This is a genomic window from Streptomyces antibioticus, assembly GCF_002019855.1.
Taxonomy (GTDB): domain Bacteria; phylum Actinomycetota; class Actinomycetes; order Streptomycetales; family Streptomycetaceae; genus Streptomyces; species Streptomyces antibioticus_B.
Map to the genome: position 1 here is coordinate 4,985,564 of NZ_CM007717.1, position 14,288 is coordinate 4,999,851.

General features: G+C 72.1%; 18 protein-coding genes. 10 read left to right on the top strand and 8 right to left on the bottom strand.

Annotation, left to right across the window (positions count from 1 at the left end):
* Nucleotides 1-62 precede the first annotated feature (62 nt).
* From AFM16_RS22625 to AFM16_RS22640, 4 genes are all read left to right on the top strand, one after another.
* Complete coding sequence (locus AFM16_RS22625; RefSeq protein WP_078634441.1) at nt 63-1,097, top strand: C40 family peptidase; 1,035 nt, start codon at nt 63-65, stop codon at nt 1,095-1,097.
* Nucleotides 1,098-1,176: 79 nt separating this feature from the next.
* Nucleotides 1,177-1,644 (top strand): DUF4913 domain-containing protein, encoded by a 468-nt coding sequence (locus tag AFM16_RS22630; RefSeq protein WP_078634442.1) that lies wholly within the window; start codon nt 1,177-1,179, stop codon nt 1,642-1,644.
* A 358-nt stretch (nt 1,645-2,002) separates the two neighbouring features.
* Nucleotides 2,003-2,842, top strand: coding sequence for a hypothetical protein (locus tag AFM16_RS22635; RefSeq protein ID WP_078634443.1), 840 nt, complete (start codon nt 2,003-2,005; stop codon nt 2,840-2,842).
* Nucleotides 2,843-2,957: 115 nt separating this feature from the next.
* Nucleotides 2,958-3,203, top strand: coding sequence for a hypothetical protein (locus AFM16_RS22640; RefSeq protein ID WP_078634444.1), 246 nt, complete (start codon nt 2,958-2,960; stop codon nt 3,201-3,203).
* 38 nt (nt 3,204-3,241) lie between these two features.
* Here the strand turns inward: AFM16_RS22640 and AFM16_RS22645 are convergent, their stop codons facing one another.
* Entirely contained in the window at nt 3,242-6,130 is a 2,889-nt protein-coding gene (locus AFM16_RS22645) for an AfsR/SARP family transcriptional regulator (protein WP_078634445.1), read from the bottom strand.
* A 189-nt stretch (nt 6,131-6,319) separates the two neighbouring features.
* Here AFM16_RS22645 and AFM16_RS40135 point away from each other — a divergent pair, with 189 nt between their 5' ends.
* The 3 genes from AFM16_RS40135 (at nt 6,320) to AFM16_RS22660 (ending at nt 8,949) form a co-directional block, all read left to right on the top strand.
* On the top strand, nt 6,320-7,573 hold the full coding sequence (locus AFM16_RS40135) for a hypothetical protein (RefSeq protein ID WP_078634446.1): 1,254 nt from the start codon (nt 6,320-6,322) through the stop codon (nt 7,571-7,573).
* Nucleotides 7,574-7,643: 70 nt separating this feature from the next.
* A complete protein-coding gene (locus AFM16_RS22655; protein ID WP_245177768.1) occupies nt 7,644-8,132 on the top strand; it encodes a hypothetical protein in 489 nt (162 codons plus the stop codon).
* A 7-nt stretch (nt 8,133-8,139) separates the two neighbouring features.
* Nucleotides 8,140-8,949, top strand: coding sequence for a HEAT repeat domain-containing protein (locus AFM16_RS22660; RefSeq protein WP_179123298.1), 810 nt, complete (start codon nt 8,140-8,142; stop codon nt 8,947-8,949).
* Here AFM16_RS22660 and AFM16_RS22665 read toward each other — a convergent pair.
* Genes AFM16_RS22665 through AFM16_RS22675 form a run of 3 tightly spaced genes read right to left on the bottom strand, consistent with a single transcriptional unit; the run spans nt 8,934 to nt 10,218 of the window.
* Nucleotides 8,934-9,176, bottom strand: a complete 243-nt coding sequence (locus tag AFM16_RS22665) for a DUF397 domain-containing protein (RefSeq protein WP_078634448.1) — start codon at nt 9,174-9,176, stop codon at nt 8,934-8,936. The two genes, AFM16_RS22660 and AFM16_RS22665, sit on opposite strands and share 16 nt — an antisense overlap.
* Nucleotides 9,177-9,181: 5 nt before the next feature.
* Entirely contained in the window at nt 9,182-9,364 is a 183-nt protein-coding gene (locus tag AFM16_RS22670; RefSeq protein ID WP_078634449.1) for a DUF397 domain-containing protein, read from the bottom strand.
* The gene (locus AFM16_RS22675) at nt 9,361-10,218 is read right to left on the bottom strand and encodes a helix-turn-helix domain-containing protein (RefSeq protein ID WP_078634450.1); all 858 of its coding nucleotides are present in this window, start codon (nt 10,216-10,218) and stop codon (nt 9,361-9,363) included. The genes AFM16_RS22670 and AFM16_RS22675 overlap by 4 nt, the downstream gene beginning before the upstream one ends.
* Before the next feature lie 123 nt (nt 10,219-10,341).
* Between AFM16_RS22675 and AFM16_RS22680 the strand changes: the two genes are divergently transcribed.
* Complete coding sequence (locus tag AFM16_RS22680) at nt 10,342-10,767, top strand: ATP-binding protein (protein WP_245177769.1); 426 nt, start codon at nt 10,342-10,344, stop codon at nt 10,765-10,767.
* A 68-nt stretch (nt 10,768-10,835) separates the two neighbouring features.
* Nucleotides 10,836-11,327 (top strand): peptidylprolyl isomerase, encoded by a 492-nt coding sequence (locus tag AFM16_RS22685; RefSeq protein WP_030790251.1) that lies wholly within the window; start codon nt 10,836-10,838, stop codon nt 11,325-11,327.
* Nucleotides 11,328-11,402: 75 nt separating this feature from the next.
* Here the strand turns inward: AFM16_RS22685 and AFM16_RS22690 are convergent, their stop codons facing one another.
* The 4 genes from AFM16_RS22690 to AFM16_RS22705 all read right to left on the bottom strand — a co-directional run bounded on the left by AFM16_RS22690 (nt 11,403) and on the right by AFM16_RS22705 (nt 13,635).
* Entirely contained in the window at nt 11,403-11,813 is a 411-nt protein-coding gene (locus AFM16_RS22690) for a hypothetical protein (protein ID WP_030790248.1), read from the bottom strand.
* 39 nt (nt 11,814-11,852) lie between these two features.
* On the bottom strand, nt 11,853-12,506 hold the full coding sequence (locus AFM16_RS22695; protein ID WP_078634452.1) for a class I SAM-dependent methyltransferase: 654 nt from the start codon (nt 12,504-12,506) through the stop codon (nt 11,853-11,855).
* 107 nt (nt 12,507-12,613) lie between these two features.
* Nucleotides 12,614-12,928: an AzlD domain-containing protein gene (locus AFM16_RS22700; RefSeq protein WP_078634453.1), complete on the bottom strand. Its 315-nt coding sequence runs from the start codon at nt 12,926-12,928 to the stop codon at nt 12,614-12,616.
* Nucleotides 12,925-13,635, bottom strand: a complete 711-nt coding sequence (locus AFM16_RS22705; RefSeq protein WP_078634454.1) for an AzlC family ABC transporter permease — start codon at nt 13,633-13,635, stop codon at nt 12,925-12,927. Before AFM16_RS22705 ends, AFM16_RS22700 begins: the two co-directional genes overlap by 4 nt.
* A gap of 80 nt (nt 13,636-13,715) precedes the next feature.
* Here AFM16_RS22705 and AFM16_RS22710 point away from each other — a divergent pair, with 80 nt between their 5' ends.
* Nucleotides 13,716-14,279, top strand: a complete 564-nt coding sequence (locus tag AFM16_RS22710; RefSeq protein WP_030790234.1) for a helix-turn-helix domain-containing protein — start codon at nt 13,716-13,718, stop codon at nt 14,277-14,279.
* Nucleotides 14,280-14,288: the final 9 nt, after the last annotated feature.

The window sequence follows — 14,288 nt, forward strand, 5'->3', positions numbered from 1 at the left end:
CGTTGTGCTGTCGGCTCACCCCTGCCACCCGACCCGACGACCCCGAAGGGAGCCACGGCCGGATGAGACGGACCCTGCGCGCACACGGCCGGCGGACGGCGGCGGCCCTCACCGTGGCCCTCGCCCTGACCGCGACGGCCACCCCGCCGGCCCGCGCCGAGCCCGCCACCCTCACCGAGGTGCGCGCCGAACTCGAACGGCTCTACCACGACGCGGAGATCGCCACCGACAACTACAACGCCGCCGACGAGAAGGTGACCGAGCAGAGCGGGAAGGTCCGCGCGCTCAAGGCCCGGATCGCGGTGACCGAGTCCAGGCTGGACCGCCTCACCGAGCTGGCGGGCGCGGCGGCCCGGGCCCAGTACCGGGGCGGCGGACTGCCCGCCGAGATCCAGTTCGTCCTCGCCGACGACCCGGAACGCGCCCTGGACAACGCCTCCCTGACCCGCCGGTCGCAGCAGGCCACCCAGGGCGTGCTGACCGCGCTGAGCGCCACCCGGGACGACCTGGCGACCCGCAACGAGGAGGCCGCGGCGGAGCTGAGGAAGCTGCGGACGACCCGCCGCGCCAAGGACGCCGAACGCCGGACGATCGAGAAGCGCATCGGCGAGGCGAAGCGGCTGGAGTCACGGCTCGCGCGGGAGCAGGCCGAGCAGCTCGCCGCGCTCGACCGGCGGGCCGCCGCCGAGGCGCAGGCCGAGTGGGTGGAGTCCGGTGTCCTGGACCGGCCCGGCGCCGAGGCCGACGCCGCCGGACGCAAGGCCGTCGCCTACGCCACCCGCCAGCTCGGCAAGCCCTACGTCTGGGGTGCGGAGGGACCCGACTCGTTCGACTGCTCCGGCCTCACCCTGCGTGCCTGGGAGCACGCGGGGGTGATCATCCCCCGGACCTCCCAGGAGCAGTGGCGGCGACTGAAACGCGTCCCCGTCCCGGACCTGCGCCCCGGTGACCTCGTCATCTACTTCGCCGAGGCCAGCCACGTGGCCCTCTACATCGGCGACGGCGAGATCATCCACGCCCCGCGCCCCGGCCGCGACGTGACCGTGGCACCGGCGGGCTCGATGGAGATCCTCGGGGTGGTGCGGCCGGGGGCCTGAACCTTCCCCCGTACGCGGCCCGTTGTGTTCCCGACCGTCGAAAACCGAACCCCACCGGGGCAGCAGGAGCAGGAGGGCCATGACAGCGACGCCGACGGAGGCTCCGGAGACCCCAGAGACCTCTGGGACCTCAGAGACCGAGGAGGACGAGCCGTCGCCACCCCGGTTCATCCTCTACCTGCGGGGGCCGGACTACGCGGAGACGCTGCGCCGGCTGACCCTGTGGACCCACCGGGTCCTGCTGCCGGTCTACGGCAGGGAGGCCACGTCCGCCTCGCCCTGGTGTCCTCGCTGGTGGGAGCACCCCGAGGCGGTGGCCCAGCTCCACGGCCTGTGGCTCGCCTGGGACGAACTCACCGGTCCCGGCTCGGAGGCGACCGGGCCCGCCGTCTGGCACCGCGACCACCTGCCGTCGGTGATGGAGTCCCTGCGGGATCCGCAGGGTCCGTTCGCCGGATGCAAGCCCGGCACGCACCGCGCGAAGGAGGCGCCCACCGTCGACGCGGCCGATCCGTTCGGGCCGCCCCCGTCCGCCGGAGTTCAGTGAACCGGAGCCGTGGCGGGCCCGTTGTGCTGCCGAGAGAGAACTCCGTAGGGAGTGATCAGCCCACCCCGAAAGGAAGGGTGACATGCCAGGATCCGAACATTCTGACGAAAGCGGTCGATCCAGCGGCAGTTACTACTCGGCCGTAGAGGCACAGGAGGTCAACACCGGCACCAGGCGGCATCCTCGTACCGAAACGCGGATCACGCCGTCGAACCAGACCGTTCCGACGACGGCGCCGCAGCTTCCCGAGGGCGGCACCGGCGTGTACGTCGCGCCCACCAACGGCAATCGCGGGGCGTTCTACGCGTTGTCCCCCGGGGGGGACGTGGCGCGCTGGAGTTCGTCCGCGACCAGGTGGGTGTCGGACAACCGGGGACGCATCGGGCAGGCCCTGCTGGACGCGTCGCCCAGCCTCATCCAGGGCGCGTCGTCCTTCATGAGCGGCCAGGCCGCCACGATCACCAAGGGCGTGGGCATCGCCGCGCAGGCGGGTGTGGCCGCCAAGGAGTACTACGACCAGTACCAGCAGTACCGGTCGGGTGGCCACATCGACCCGATGCAGATAGCCACCAGCACCGGGCGGATGGTGTCGGCGGCGATGAACACCTACGGCGCCGTCGGCGACCAGGACGCCGCGGCCACGCAGATGATCGACGGCGGCGGAACCTGGGTGGCCGGCGCCGCGACCGCCGCGGACGCGGTGCACCACGCACACACGGATCCCGGCCGGACGGCCCAGGACCCCGGGTACGAGATGTACGGGATGCACCGCAACCCGATGCTCGGGGACCAGCCGGGGCAGTACCCGCCGGGCTACGACCCGCGAGCCGCCCTCGCGCCGTCCTCCCGCTCGTCCAGCTCCCTCTACACACACCCCAACCAGGGCAACGAGAACCTGGCGAGCACGCTCCAGGACCTCAGTCTGTCCGGCCAGCCGCGCTCGTCCACCGGTGAGTCGGCCGGGTTGAGCGAACGGGCGGCCGGCAAGCGCAGGGCCACGACGAGTTCCGCGACGGTCCAGTCGCCTCTGGGCCAGGACTCGGCCGGGGCCTTCAGCCCGGACAGGCCACGCAAGCACGGCTCTTCGAGCAAGGACGCGGCCAAGAAGCACGGATCGTCGTCGACGAGCAAGCCGTCCAAGTCCTCCGCGGAGAAGAAGGCCGCGGAGAAGAAGAAGCAGCAGCACGCCACCAGGTAGGAGCTGACGGATGTCCCCCGGGCCCGTGGCGAGTTCACGGCGCCGCGGGCCCGGGCTCCTTCCGACTTCCTTCCGAGTTCCGTCCGGTGATCGAGAGTTGAGGTGGAGGTACGCCATGTCCGTTGCCCGCGGAGGGCGGTTCGCGTCGCAGGGGCTGCTGGCACGCCGTCGGCCCGTGCCCGTCGCGGACCACGACCCCGTCCGCCCCGCCGCCCCGGCCGACGACTTCCCGCCGTCTCCCGAGGGGCCGATGCCCGCCGGGCTGCCGCCGTTGCCGCCGGGCTTCGAACCGCGCGAGACGGAACCCGTTCGCCACGACAGCGGCCGCGCCCACCGGGCGGCGGGCGGGCCGACGGGCTGATGCCGGACGGTGGCCGACGGCGTCGGGTGTGCGGCGGGTCATGCGGAGGCGTCCGCCGGGGTCTCTGTGCCGGCCCGGCCGTTCTCCGGGCGGGCGAGCCGCTCGCGGACCCCGTCCGCGTCGGGATGGTCGAACGTCTCGAAGACCGCCAGTGCCTGCCGCCAGCTCGCGCGAGCGGCCGCGTGCTCGCCGGCGGCCCGGTGGACGTCGCCGAGGTTGCTCAGGGTGTGGCCCTCGCCCCACCGGTTGGCGACGGCCCGGTGCGTCTCCAGCGCCTGGTGGTAGTACCCGACCGCCTCGTCGTACCGGTGGAGCCGGTGGTGGACGGTGCCGAGGATGTCGAGGGTGACGCCCACGACCCAGCGGTTGCCGTTGGCGCGCAGGACGGTCAGCGCCTCGTCCAGACAGCCGACGGCGTCGTCGTACCGGCCCAGCCGCTGGTAGGCGTCGCCCAGGTTGGACAGGGCGATCCCCTTTCCCCAGGCGCTGCCGTTGATCTCGTCGAGGACGAGTCCCCGGCGGATGTACTCGACGGCCTTGCGGAGCCGGCCGGACTGGAGGTACACGTCGCCCAGGTTGGACACGGCGAGCGAGCGGCCCGTGGCGTCCCCGAGTTCGCGGTAGGCGGCCATGGCCCGGCGCAGGTGGCCGATGGCCTCCTCGTACCGCCCGCTGCTGCGCAGCGCGGCGGCCGTGTCGGCGAGGGCCCGGGCCTCGCCCGGGAGGTCGTGCGCGGCGCGGGCGGCGGCCAGACCCACCCGGGTGGTGTCGGCCCAGTCGTGCAGATGACTGCGGAGGTAGAAGAAGCCCCACAGGGTGGCGGGCAGCCGCCAGGCGATGTCCGCCCGCCCGATCGCGGCGGCCTGGTGCACGCCGGTCACCAGGTTGGCGCGTTCGGTCTCGCACCAGTCCAGTGCCTGGTCGTGGGTCGTGAACCCGGGTACGGAGAACGCCGGGGGGAGCGGCGGCAGGGGGATCCGTTCACGGTGCGGGGTGATCTGCGCGTAGGCGGCGTCGGCGGCGTGCAGATACCAGGTGAGCAGCCGGCCGACGGCCTGGTCCCGTTCCTGCGGTGTCTCCTCGGCGTCCACGCGTTCGGCCGCGTACACCTGGAGCAGGTCGTGCAGGGTGTAGCGGCCCGGCGCGCGTTCGGTGACCAGGCACGCGGACGTCAGTTCGGCGAGCGGGCCGCGGATCTCCCGCGGGGTGAGCCCGGCGAGGGCGGCCGCGGCGGGCGCGGAGATGTCGGGACCGGAGTGCAGACCGAGCAGCCGGAACAGGCGGGCTGCGGGCGCCGACAGCGCACGGTACGACCAGGAGAAGACGGCGCGTACGTCGGTGCTGAGGTCGTCGCCCCCGGCGAAGGCGTCGAGGCTGCCGTGGCTCTCGCGCAGGCTCTCGGCGAGGGAACCGAGCGGGAACCGGGGGTGGGTGGCGGCGTGCGCGGCAACGATGGCCAGCGCCAGCGGCAGATGGGCGCACCGGGTGATGATCTCGGCCGTCGCCTCCGGCTCAGCCGCCGGCCGGTCCGCGCCGAGGCGGCCGGCCAGCAGGGCGTGGGCCTCCGCGGAGGTGAGCTGGTCCAGGGTCAGCGGATGCGCCCCCTCGGCGGCGACCAGGCCCAGGAGCTGGTTGCGGCTGGTCACGATCACGAGGGAGCCGAGGGAGCCGGGCAGCAGCGGACGGACCTGGTCGGTGTCACGGGCGTTGTCGAGGAGCACCAGCACCCGCCGCCCTGCGAGCAGGCTGCGGTACAGCGCCACCTTGGCGTCGAGACCCGAGGGAATCCGCATCGCGGGAACACCGAGCGCGTCGAGGAAGGTGCGGACGGCGTCCTCCGGCTGTACCGCCGAGCCGGTCGGGCCGAAGCCGCGCAGATTGATGTAGAGCTGGCCGCCCGGAAAGCGGTCGGCCAGCTCATGGGCCCAGCGGACGGCCAGAGCGGTCTTGCCGACCCCGGCCATGCCGCCGATCGCGCTGATCACCACCGTGGTGAACTGTCCGTCGTCCTCGGGCAACAGGGCGCGCAGCCGGTCGAGTTCGACGGTGCGCCCGGTGAACGTGGCGAGTCCCGGCGGAAGTTGCGCGGGTACGGATTCCGGAACACCGCTCGTGGCGTCGGGTTCCCGCTGCCCGGACGGATCCCGGGCCAGGGCCGGGTCACCCGCGAGGATGCGCTCGTGCAGGTCCTGGAGACGGGCGCTGGGTTCGATGCCGAGTTCGCCGACCACGGCGTTGCGGGCCGTCCGGTAGGCGGTCAGCGCCTCCGCCTGCCTCCCGGACCGGTACAGCGCGAGCATCAGCAGCCGCGACAGATGCTCCCGCAGCGGGTGCTGGGCGACCAGCGCGGTCAGCTCCGCGATCACCTCGTCATGGCGTCCGAGTTCGATGTCGATGTCGAGCCGGGTCTCCAGCGTGGTCAGCCGGACCTCGTCCAGCCGCCCGCGTTCCGACTCGGCCAGCGGGCCGGGCAGTCCGGCGAGCGCCGATCCGCGCCACAGGTCCAGGGCGGAGTGCAGCAGCTTGGCGGCCGCGGACACCTCGCCGGCGGTGCGCAGCCTTCTCGCCTCCGCGGCGTGCCGCTCGAACACGGCGAGGTCCAGGGACTCTTCGGGCACCTGGGCCAGATAGCTGTCACCGACCGAGACGACCGTCCGCGGGGGAGCGGCCGAGGCCCGTCCGGGTTCGAGGACCTTGCGGAGGCGGGACACGTAGGTGCGCAGTACGGACACCGCGGCGGGTGGTGGGTCCCCGCCCCAGACCGCGTCGACCAGTTCGTCGAGCGCGACCGGGCGGCTTCGCCGTAACAGCAACGCCGCCAGCACCGCGCGTTGTTGTGGGGAGCCGAGAGCCAACTCCTCCGTGCCGCGCCAGGCTCGTACCGGTCCCAGCACGGAGAATCGCACATCCGTCTCATGGGCGTTCATGGGACGGACTCTACTGACCGGCGTTGTGCGCGCGGCGGCTTCGACGGAACGTACATTTCCGCCCCGTTCAATGCGTGTTGAGTGCCGTCGGCTATGTAATTGAACGTTTAATCACCGGGTTCGGTTGAACCGTTCGGGGACGGGGGCCGTTGCGCTACCGGATTCCGTCTCAGGACCGAAGGAGCAGGTATGAACCGGGGTGAGCATACGGACGGGCCGGGGGCCGAGGATCCCGGAGCGGCGGGTCCTCCCGGGCCGCCCGCGCCCGACTTCACCGTGGTCATCTCCGGCGACGGCTCCGCCGCCGTCGACGGGGAGCCCGTACGGACGGAGACGGACGAGTCGGTCGACGCGGCGGTCCTCGACCGGCTGCACCGGCACGCCGTCGACCGCGACAGCACGGTCACGGCGGCCGTCACCGACCCCTCCGCGGGCTATGTGACGTACGTCGAGGTCGCCCCGGACGGTTCGAGCAGACTCCTGGAACGACCGGAACAGCCGGAACGACAGCCGGAACCGGCCCCCGCCGCTGTTGCCCCGGGGCCGACGGCCGTACGCAGAACCCGGACCCGGACCCGGCAGTCGGACGACGAGTACGAGCCCGCCCGTCTGCTCGACAGGCCGTTGGTCATCGGACCGGTGGCCCTCCTCGTGGCCGGCGCCGTCATCGTCCCGCTGGTGATGCTGGGAAGCGGCGGATCGGATGACGGCGAGCCGACGGGCCAGGCAGCCCGCGCGACCGCACCACAGCGGACGGCGTCCCCGTCGCCCCGGACGGCGGCGCCGACCGTCTCCGTGTCCCCGAGCGTGGGGTCGCCGTCCCCCAGCCCGTCACCGACCAAGCCGAAGGCGAAGCCGAAACCGACGCCGAAGGCGCCGGGCGGGGCGGGTGGCGCAACGGTCACCGTGCGACCGCCGAAGGCCACCACCACGGTGACCGCCAAGCCCCCGGCGGAGACGGCCGCCACGGCCGTGAAGCGCCTCGCCCGGAACGATCCGTCCGGACGGCACATCTGCTACCGCGCCTACGTCTCCGGCCGCGGCTGGCAGAAGCCGGTGTGCGACGGCACGACAGCCGGGACGACGGGACAGAACCTGCCGATCAAGGCGCTCAACATCGCCGTGAGCGGGACGGGGGGTACGGCCGCCAACGCGTTTGTCCACAACCCTCGTTCGACCGACGGGCTGGGGGTCTGGAAGCCGAAGTGGACGCCCAACACGGACGACGGCAAGAACATCTACATCGGCAGCGCGAAGCGGAGCGCCCCGAACATGCTGGCCTTCGCCATCAACGTCGGCAGCGGGGGCCGGATCTGCCAGGCCACCCATGTTCACGACATCGGCTGGAGCGAGACGGGCTGCGCCGACCCCCGCCCCGACTTCGCCACCGGCGGCTCGTTCAGCAACGACCGGTGGCTGGAAGCGGTGAAGTTCACCGTCTGACGGACGGGAAGCGTCCTGCGAGACTTCGGTGAACAGGTACAGGGCCTGTACGAGAGGTGAGCGGGCCGTTGTGAACGAGATCGAGTTCTTCCACCACCCGGCGGAGAGCGCGCCGGAGTTCCCCGTCTGGGGCATCCGCGTCGACGGCACGGACCTGCGCGCGCACGTCGCGTGGGCGACAAGGGAGTTGTGGCGCCCGGAGCTGGAGGACCAGTTCGAGGACCAGGAACGAGAGTCGGCGGAACAGATCTGGGCCGGCTTCGAGGGACTGTGGGTAAGGGAGTTCAGCCCCGCGTCCTTCCTGTCCGACGTGGACGAGACCCCCCTCCTGGGCTGCCCCTGCGGCATCTGGCAGTGCGCCCCACTGCTCGCGTCCCGCCGGGTGACCGGTACGACGGTCACCTGGTCCACCTTCCGCCTGCCGTTCCGCGAACAGTGGGGAGAACTCCCTGTGGGCCCCTTCGTGTTCAGGAGGGACGCGTACGAGGCATCCCTGACAGCCCCACCGCTCCTACCTGAAGACCCACTGGGCCCACCCCCTCCCGGCCTGGGAGTGTGAGCGGCCGATGGCGATGTTCGTCCACCTGACGTCGGCGTCCACCGCCCCGCGCGTCCGCCGCTCCGGAATCCGTGCCGTGAGCCACGGCCAGGACGGCGCGCGTGGCGTCTACTGCTTCCCGGTGCTGCCCTCCCACACCCTCACCCACCAGTGGCTGCGTGAACTGGCCCGCTTCGGCAGCCGGGGCGGTCTGGTCGCCGTCCACATCCGGCTGGACGACACGCAGGAGGTGCTGGTCGGGCACTACCGGGACCGCGCCCGGGGCGCCCAGACGACCGTCACCGCCGCGGAGGCGGTACGCCGCGTCGGGGCACTGGAGGACCCACGCGGCTGGGAGGTCTTCGTCCCCCGCGCGATCCGCCCACGCGAGATCCACCGTGTTCGCCGGGTGCCCCAACTCCTCGGCTGGCGCTACCAGCCGGACGCCCACGGCACCCGGCCGTGCACGTGCTACGGCTGTGGGGTGCGCGGCGGTTACGGCGACCGCCGCCTCCGGGAGCGTCTCCCGCACCCGCTGGACGGCCCCGGCCCGCCGCCCCGCGTCCTGCTCGCGCGCATCGAGACGGCGGGGGAGCCGGGGGATCCGGCCGTCCTCCTGGAGGCCCTGCACTGGTTCGCGAAGCGCCGCCGGGGCCCGATCCGCGAACTGACCCGCCTGGCTGCCCACCCCGACCCGGGCGTCCGGGAGGCACTGGTGTGGGCGATCTGCGGCTGGTCCACCCCCGGCACGGAAACCCTTCTGACCCACCTCGCCACCGACCCCGCCCGGGAGGTCAGGGAGGCGGTGGCGGCGGTGAGGTCTCACTCCGCGACGTGAGCGAGGAAGCCGTCCCAGGCGGTGGGGGAGAGGTCGAGGGTGGGTCCGGCGGGGTTCTTGGAGTCGCGGATGTGGATAGTGCCTGGGCAGACGGCAACCTCCAGGCACTCACCGCCCCCACCGTCGCTGTGGGTGGACTTGCGCCAGGCGTAGGCAGCTTCGACGCAATCGCCGCCCTCGCCGTCGCTGTGACTGGACTTGAACCAGGTGAGTTTCTGGCTGTCCATCGCGATCACTCCGTGGCGTGGGCGAGGAAGTCAGCCCAAGCGGCGCGGGAAAGGGTGAGGTTGGGGCCAGCGGGATTCTTGGAGTCGCGGATGTGGATGGTGTGGGTGCACGTGGCGACCTCCAGGCACTCGCCGCCTTCGCCGCTGCTGTAGCTGGACTTGAACCAGGTGAGGTTCTCGCTGCTCATAGTTCCTTCAGCTTCCCTTCGATCAAGGTGCGGGACTCCGCAGGGCTGAGTGCCAGCGCGCGCATGAAACCATAGCGGTCTGCGATCTTCCTGACCTCTTCTGAGTCGGTGATCAGCCGGGGATACCTCTGTGCCTCCGTGTACGCGACCTGGCCATGTGCCTTGGGGGTCAGCAGATTGAACGCGCTGTCCAGGTTGGGGTGTTCCTCGCGCCGAGTCGGCATCACCTGGATTTCCACGTTCCGAAGGCTGCTGACCCTCAAGAGATTCTCCAACTGGCCTTTGAGGATGGCCAGTCCGCCGATCGGCCGATCCAGAACCACCTCTTCAAGGACGTAGCTCACGATCGGCGGGGGCCAGCCGTCGAAGATCTGCTGCCGGGAGAGCCGGTCCGCGACCCGCTTCTCGATGATGTCCTCGCTGAGGAAGGGGCGCCTCTGGCGGAACACGGTGAACGCGTACTCCTTAGTCTGCAAAAGCCCAGGAATGGCATGGTTGGCATAGAAGTGCAGCTCTACCGCCTCCGCCTCCAACGCCGCGTAGCTCCGATACCACTCCGGATGCCGTGTCCGTACCCGCGACATCGCCTCCCTCAGTTCAGGCACCGCCTGGAGGAACAAGCCCCCCGCGTCCAACAACTCGTCCGCCTTCTCCAGCACCTCCGGCCTCATCGTCCGCACCCCCCGCTCCATCGCGGAGATGGCGTCCGGGCCGTAGCCGACCAACTGGCCGAAGTCCTTCTGGGTCAGCCCCTTCCGTTCCCGTAGCAGCTTCATCATCTTGCCCAGCGCCGTCAGCAAGCCCGTCGTGCCGTCGGCCTCCGCCGGGGTTTCCGGCCTGCGTTCATCCGTCATGTACGCCTCCGTGGGTCCTGGACGACGACACTCCGTACGCACACCGCCCCGCAGCCGTACGGCTACCCAGAGTCGCCAAGTCGCCCCTGGCCAGCGTAGATACAAGCGGCCACGCTCAGTCAGGTGAACTCCGAAATCTCCACCCAGATCTCCACCCCCCTCGGTGGGACGACCCTGCGCCTCAGCTCCACCCCGCGCGGCGCACGCCTGGCCCGGAGGCTGACCGAACAGCAGCTCACGGCCTGGGGCCACCCGCACGGCGGCGACGGCAACCGCGCCGCACAGCAGGTCGTCGCGGAACTCGCCGCGAACGCGGTCACGCACGGTCGCGTACCGGGCCGGGACTTCGAGCTGAGGCTGCTGCTGGCGGGGAACACGCTCCGTGTCGAGGTGAGCGACACTCGGGGCGACCGGCGGCTGCGGATCGTGACCGACCCGGAGGAGGAGGGCGGCCGGGGACTCGTGATCGTCACGGTGCTGGCCCGTGTCTGGGGGGTCACCGAGCGGGAGGTCGGCAAGACGGTGTGGGCGGAGCTTGAGTTGCCGTGAAAGGGGCTCCCACCCGCTCCCACCGTGCCGATTACCGGAACCGGGCCGAATCGATGAATCATGGACCCATGAGCGACAACGTTTACTTCGACATCACCATCAACGACGAGCCCGCCGGGCGCATCGTCTTCAAGCTGTACGACGACGTCGTGCCCAAGACCGCCCGCAACTTCCGTGAGCTGGCCACCGGCGAGCACGGCTTCGGTTACGCCGGGTCGTCCTTCCACCGTGTCATCCCGGACTTCATGCTCCAGGGCGGCGACTTCACCCGGGGCGACGGCACCGGCGGCAAGAGCATCTACGGCGAGAAGTTCGCGGACGAGAACTTCCAGCTCAAGCACACCAAGCCGGGTCTGCTGAGCATGGCCAACGCGGGCAAGAACACCAACGGCTCGCAGTTCTTCATCACGACCATCGTGACCTCCTGGCTGGACGGCAAGCACGTCGTCTTCGGCGAGGTCGTCGAGGGCCTGGACCTCGTCAAGAAGATCGAGAGCCTCGGCAGCCAGTCGGGCCGTACCAAGGCGAAGGTCACCATCGCGGAGTCCGGCACCGTCTGAGACACGCGCCACGCGCTGCGGCGGGCCGGGCACGCGCCCTGAGCCGGCCCCGCCCGCCGCAGCGCGGCCCCCGGCTCAGCTCACGCCGCCGATCATCCCCTTGCCCTCCGCGGCGGCCTTGGCGTAGTACGCGCCCAGCTCCAGGAAGCGGGACCAGCCCTCCCGCTCCAGCCCGTCCGCGGTCCGGCGCACCTCGTCCGGGGTGAGCAGGAACGCCGGGCCGTAGCCGAAGTCGTACTCCTCGACGGTCTCGCAGCCCTGGCCGGTCGCGCGGGCCAGCCACGGATAGGCGCTGCTCCAGTCCGCCGAGCCCTCCTCCGCGGCGGCGCGGCCCTCGGCGATGTCGGCGAGCTGCCGGTAGTCCTCCTCGTGCAGGTCGGCCTCCGCCGACTCGGGGTCGAAGAGGGCGTCGATCAGTTCCGGATTCGCGCGCGCCTCCCGCAGCCGGACGGGGTCGGTCTTGGCGAGGTTCAGCCACATGGACACGGGGGCGGATCCTTTCGAGGTCGGGTCACGTCGGGCACGTCAGGGCTTGCGGAGGATCAGGAAGGCGTGCGGGGTCGTCTCCCCGCGCCCGGTGTCGGCCTCCCGCACCGTGCACGACAGCGGCACGAAACCCGCCTCCGCGAGCAGCGCGGTCATCCGCTCCGGGCGCCTGCGCTGGAAGTCGAGGACGACCGAGTGACCCCAGGGCCGGTCGTGGCGGCGCGGCTCGTCCCCGACCTGGAAGGCGAGCAGCAGCGGGCCGCCCGGCGCGAGCACCCGGTGGAACTCGGCGAACAGGGCGGGCAGTTGCTCCACGGGGGTGTGGATGGACGAGTACCAGGAGACGGCCCCGTCGAGCGAGCCGTCCGCGTACCCGCCCATGCTGAGCATCGAGCCCCGCTCGAACCGTATCCCCGGGTTCTCCCGCCGCGCGACGGCGAGCATCGACTCCGACAGGTCCAGCCCGGACATCTCCAGGCCCAGCGAGGCCAGCAGCCCCGTCACCCGGCCGGGCCCGCACCCGAGATCGGCCACCCGGGCGCCCTGCCCGACGAGTTCGGCGTACGCCGTGAGCAGCGCCCGGTCCAGCGGCGCCCCCGCGAACACCTCCCGGAACTGCTCGGCGTAGTCCTCGGCAACGGTGTCGTAGAAGACGCGGGTGGCGGTGAGGAAATCGGAGGAGGAGGCCGTCATGCCCCCGGAGCCTAGATCGCCCCACTGACAACCGGCCCCCACTGACAACCGGCCCCCACTGACGACCGTGCCGCCATGACGACCGTGCTCCGCCCATCCCAACCCCTCTACCCCACCCCCACCGCCCGCAGCACCGCCGTCACCCCCGCCGCGCCCAGGACCACCACCGCGAACGGCGCCCGGCGCCAGGCCAGGGCCGCGCCCGCGAGGACCCCGGCCGGGCGCGCCCAGCCCGCGAAACCGCCGCCCTCGGTCAGCGCGCCAGTGGCGAGCAGGGCGACCAGGAGGACCACCGCCCCGGCCGTCAGCAGCTCCCGCACCCGGTCCGGGAGCGTCACCCGGCCGTGCAGGGCGGGGCCGACCAGCCGGAAGGCGTACGTGCCCGCCGCCAGCACCAGGATCGCGGCGGCCGTCGCGCTCATCGGGCGGCCCCGCCCTTGCCGTGCAGGCCGTACAGCGGCAGCGCGGCCAGCGCGAGCAGGACCGGCAGGCCCGCCGGGACGAACGGCGTGGCCGCCAGTGCGAGGAGCGCGCCGAGGGCCGCCGGGCGGCGCAGCCGGGTGTCCTCACGCAGGGCGGGCAGGACCAGGGCGACGAGTACGGCGGGGAAGGCGGCGTCGAGCCCGTACGCGGCGGTGTCGCCGAGCGCGGTGCCGGCCAGCGCACCGGCCGCGACACCCGCGTTCCACACGGCGAACAGACCGAGCCCCGAGACCCAGAAGGCGGCCCGGCGGCGCGCCGGGTCGGGCTGGGCCAGGGCGAAGGCGACCGTCTCGTCCGTCACCAGGTGCGCGCCGAGGAACCGCGCCGCCCGGCCGGGGCCGAGCAGGTCGGCGACGGCGAGGCTGAAGGCGGCCGTGCGGGTGTTGAGCAGCAGTCCGGTGGCCGCCGCGGCGAACGGCCCGCCCCCGGCCAGCAGCACGCCCACCGCGCTGAACTGGGCCGATCCCGCGTACACCAGCAGGGACATCACCACCGGCACCCACACCGGCAGCCCGCCCGCGACGGAGATCGCGCCGAAGGAGAGCCCCACCACCCCACTGGCCACCCAGACGAGTGAACTGTCCCGGACGAGCGGCGCGAGGGAGGGGGTGCCGGGACCCGGCGATGTTCGGTGTGGCGAACGCATGTTTTCTACAATGAACAGTACGGGTGTCGTTCGTCAAGGCGAACGCCCGTACCGACAGAGCGAACGATGGAGTGCACGGCATGTCCGAAACCCCCTCCCGCCTCCCGCTGGACTGGATCGCCGCCTCCCTGCGGCGCGAGCGCGCCCGGGCCGGGCTGTCCCTGTCCGAGCTGGCCAAACGCGCCGGCATCGCGAAGTCCACGCTCTCCCAGTTGGAGGCGGCGAGCGGCAATCCGAGCATGGAGACGATCTGGGCGCTGGGCGTGGCGCTGGGGGTGCCGTTCAGCGCGCTGGTCGAGCCGCCGGCCGCCGCCGTCCGGGTGATCCGGGCCGGCCAGGGGCCGACGGTGGCCTCGGAGCAGGCGCCGTACGTGGCCACCCTGCTGTCGGCCAGTCCGCCGGGCGCCCGCCGGGACATCTACCATCTGCGCGCCGAACCGGGCGCGGCGCGGACCTCGGAGCCGCACATCCCGGGCACGGTGGAGCATCTGATCGTGAGCACGGGGCGGGTGAAGGCGGGCCCGGAGGGCGAACTGGTCGAACTGGATCCCGGGGACTATCTGACCTATCGGGGGGACGTCCCCCATTCGTACGAGGCGTTGCTGCCCGGGACGACGTTCGTCCTCGTGATGCAGCACGTGTGAGGCACGTGT

Coding starts and splice junctions, on each gene's coding strand:
- AFM16_RS22645 (WP_078634445.1), bottom strand. CDS start 6,130: ATGAACGCCCATGAGACGGATGTGCGATTCTCCGTGCTGGGACCGGTA.
- AFM16_RS22665 (WP_078634448.1), bottom strand. CDS start 9,176: ATGGACAGCCAGAAACTCACCTGGTTCAAGTCCAGTCACAGCGACGGC.
- AFM16_RS22685 (WP_030790251.1), top strand. CDS start 10,836: ATGAGCGACAACGTTTACTTCGACATCACCATCAACGACGAGCCCGCC.
- AFM16_RS22670 (WP_078634449.1), bottom strand. CDS start 9,364: ATGAGCAGCGAGAACCTCACCTGGTTCAAGTCCAGCTACAGCAGCGGC.
- AFM16_RS22660 (WP_179123298.1), top strand. CDS start 8,140: ATGGCGATGTTCGTCCACCTGACGTCGGCGTCCACCGCCCCGCGCGTC.
- AFM16_RS22630 (WP_078634442.1), top strand. CDS start 1,177: ATGACAGCGACGCCGACGGAGGCTCCGGAGACCCCAGAGACCTCTGGG.
- AFM16_RS22625 (WP_078634441.1), top strand. CDS start 63: ATGAGACGGACCCTGCGCGCACACGGCCGGCGGACGGCGGCGGCCCTC.
- AFM16_RS22640 (WP_078634444.1), top strand. CDS start 2,958: ATGTCCGTTGCCCGCGGAGGGCGGTTCGCGTCGCAGGGGCTGCTGGCA.
- AFM16_RS22675 (WP_078634450.1), bottom strand. CDS start 10,218: ATGACGGATGAACGCAGGCCGGAAACCCCGGCGGAGGCCGACGGCACG.
- AFM16_RS22700 (WP_078634453.1), bottom strand. CDS start 12,928: ATGAGCGCGACGGCCGCCGCGATCCTGGTGCTGGCGGCGGGCACGTAC.
- AFM16_RS40135 (WP_078634446.1), top strand. CDS start 6,320: ATGAACCGGGGTGAGCATACGGACGGGCCGGGGGCCGAGGATCCCGGA.
- AFM16_RS22705 (WP_078634454.1), bottom strand. CDS start 13,635: ATGCGTTCGCCACACCGAACATCGCCGGGTCCCGGCACCCCCTCCCTC.
- AFM16_RS22695 (WP_078634452.1), bottom strand. CDS start 12,506: ATGACGGCCTCCTCCTCCGATTTCCTCACCGCCACCCGCGTCTTCTAC.
- AFM16_RS22710 (WP_030790234.1), top strand. CDS start 13,716: ATGTCCGAAACCCCCTCCCGCCTCCCGCTGGACTGGATCGCCGCCTCC.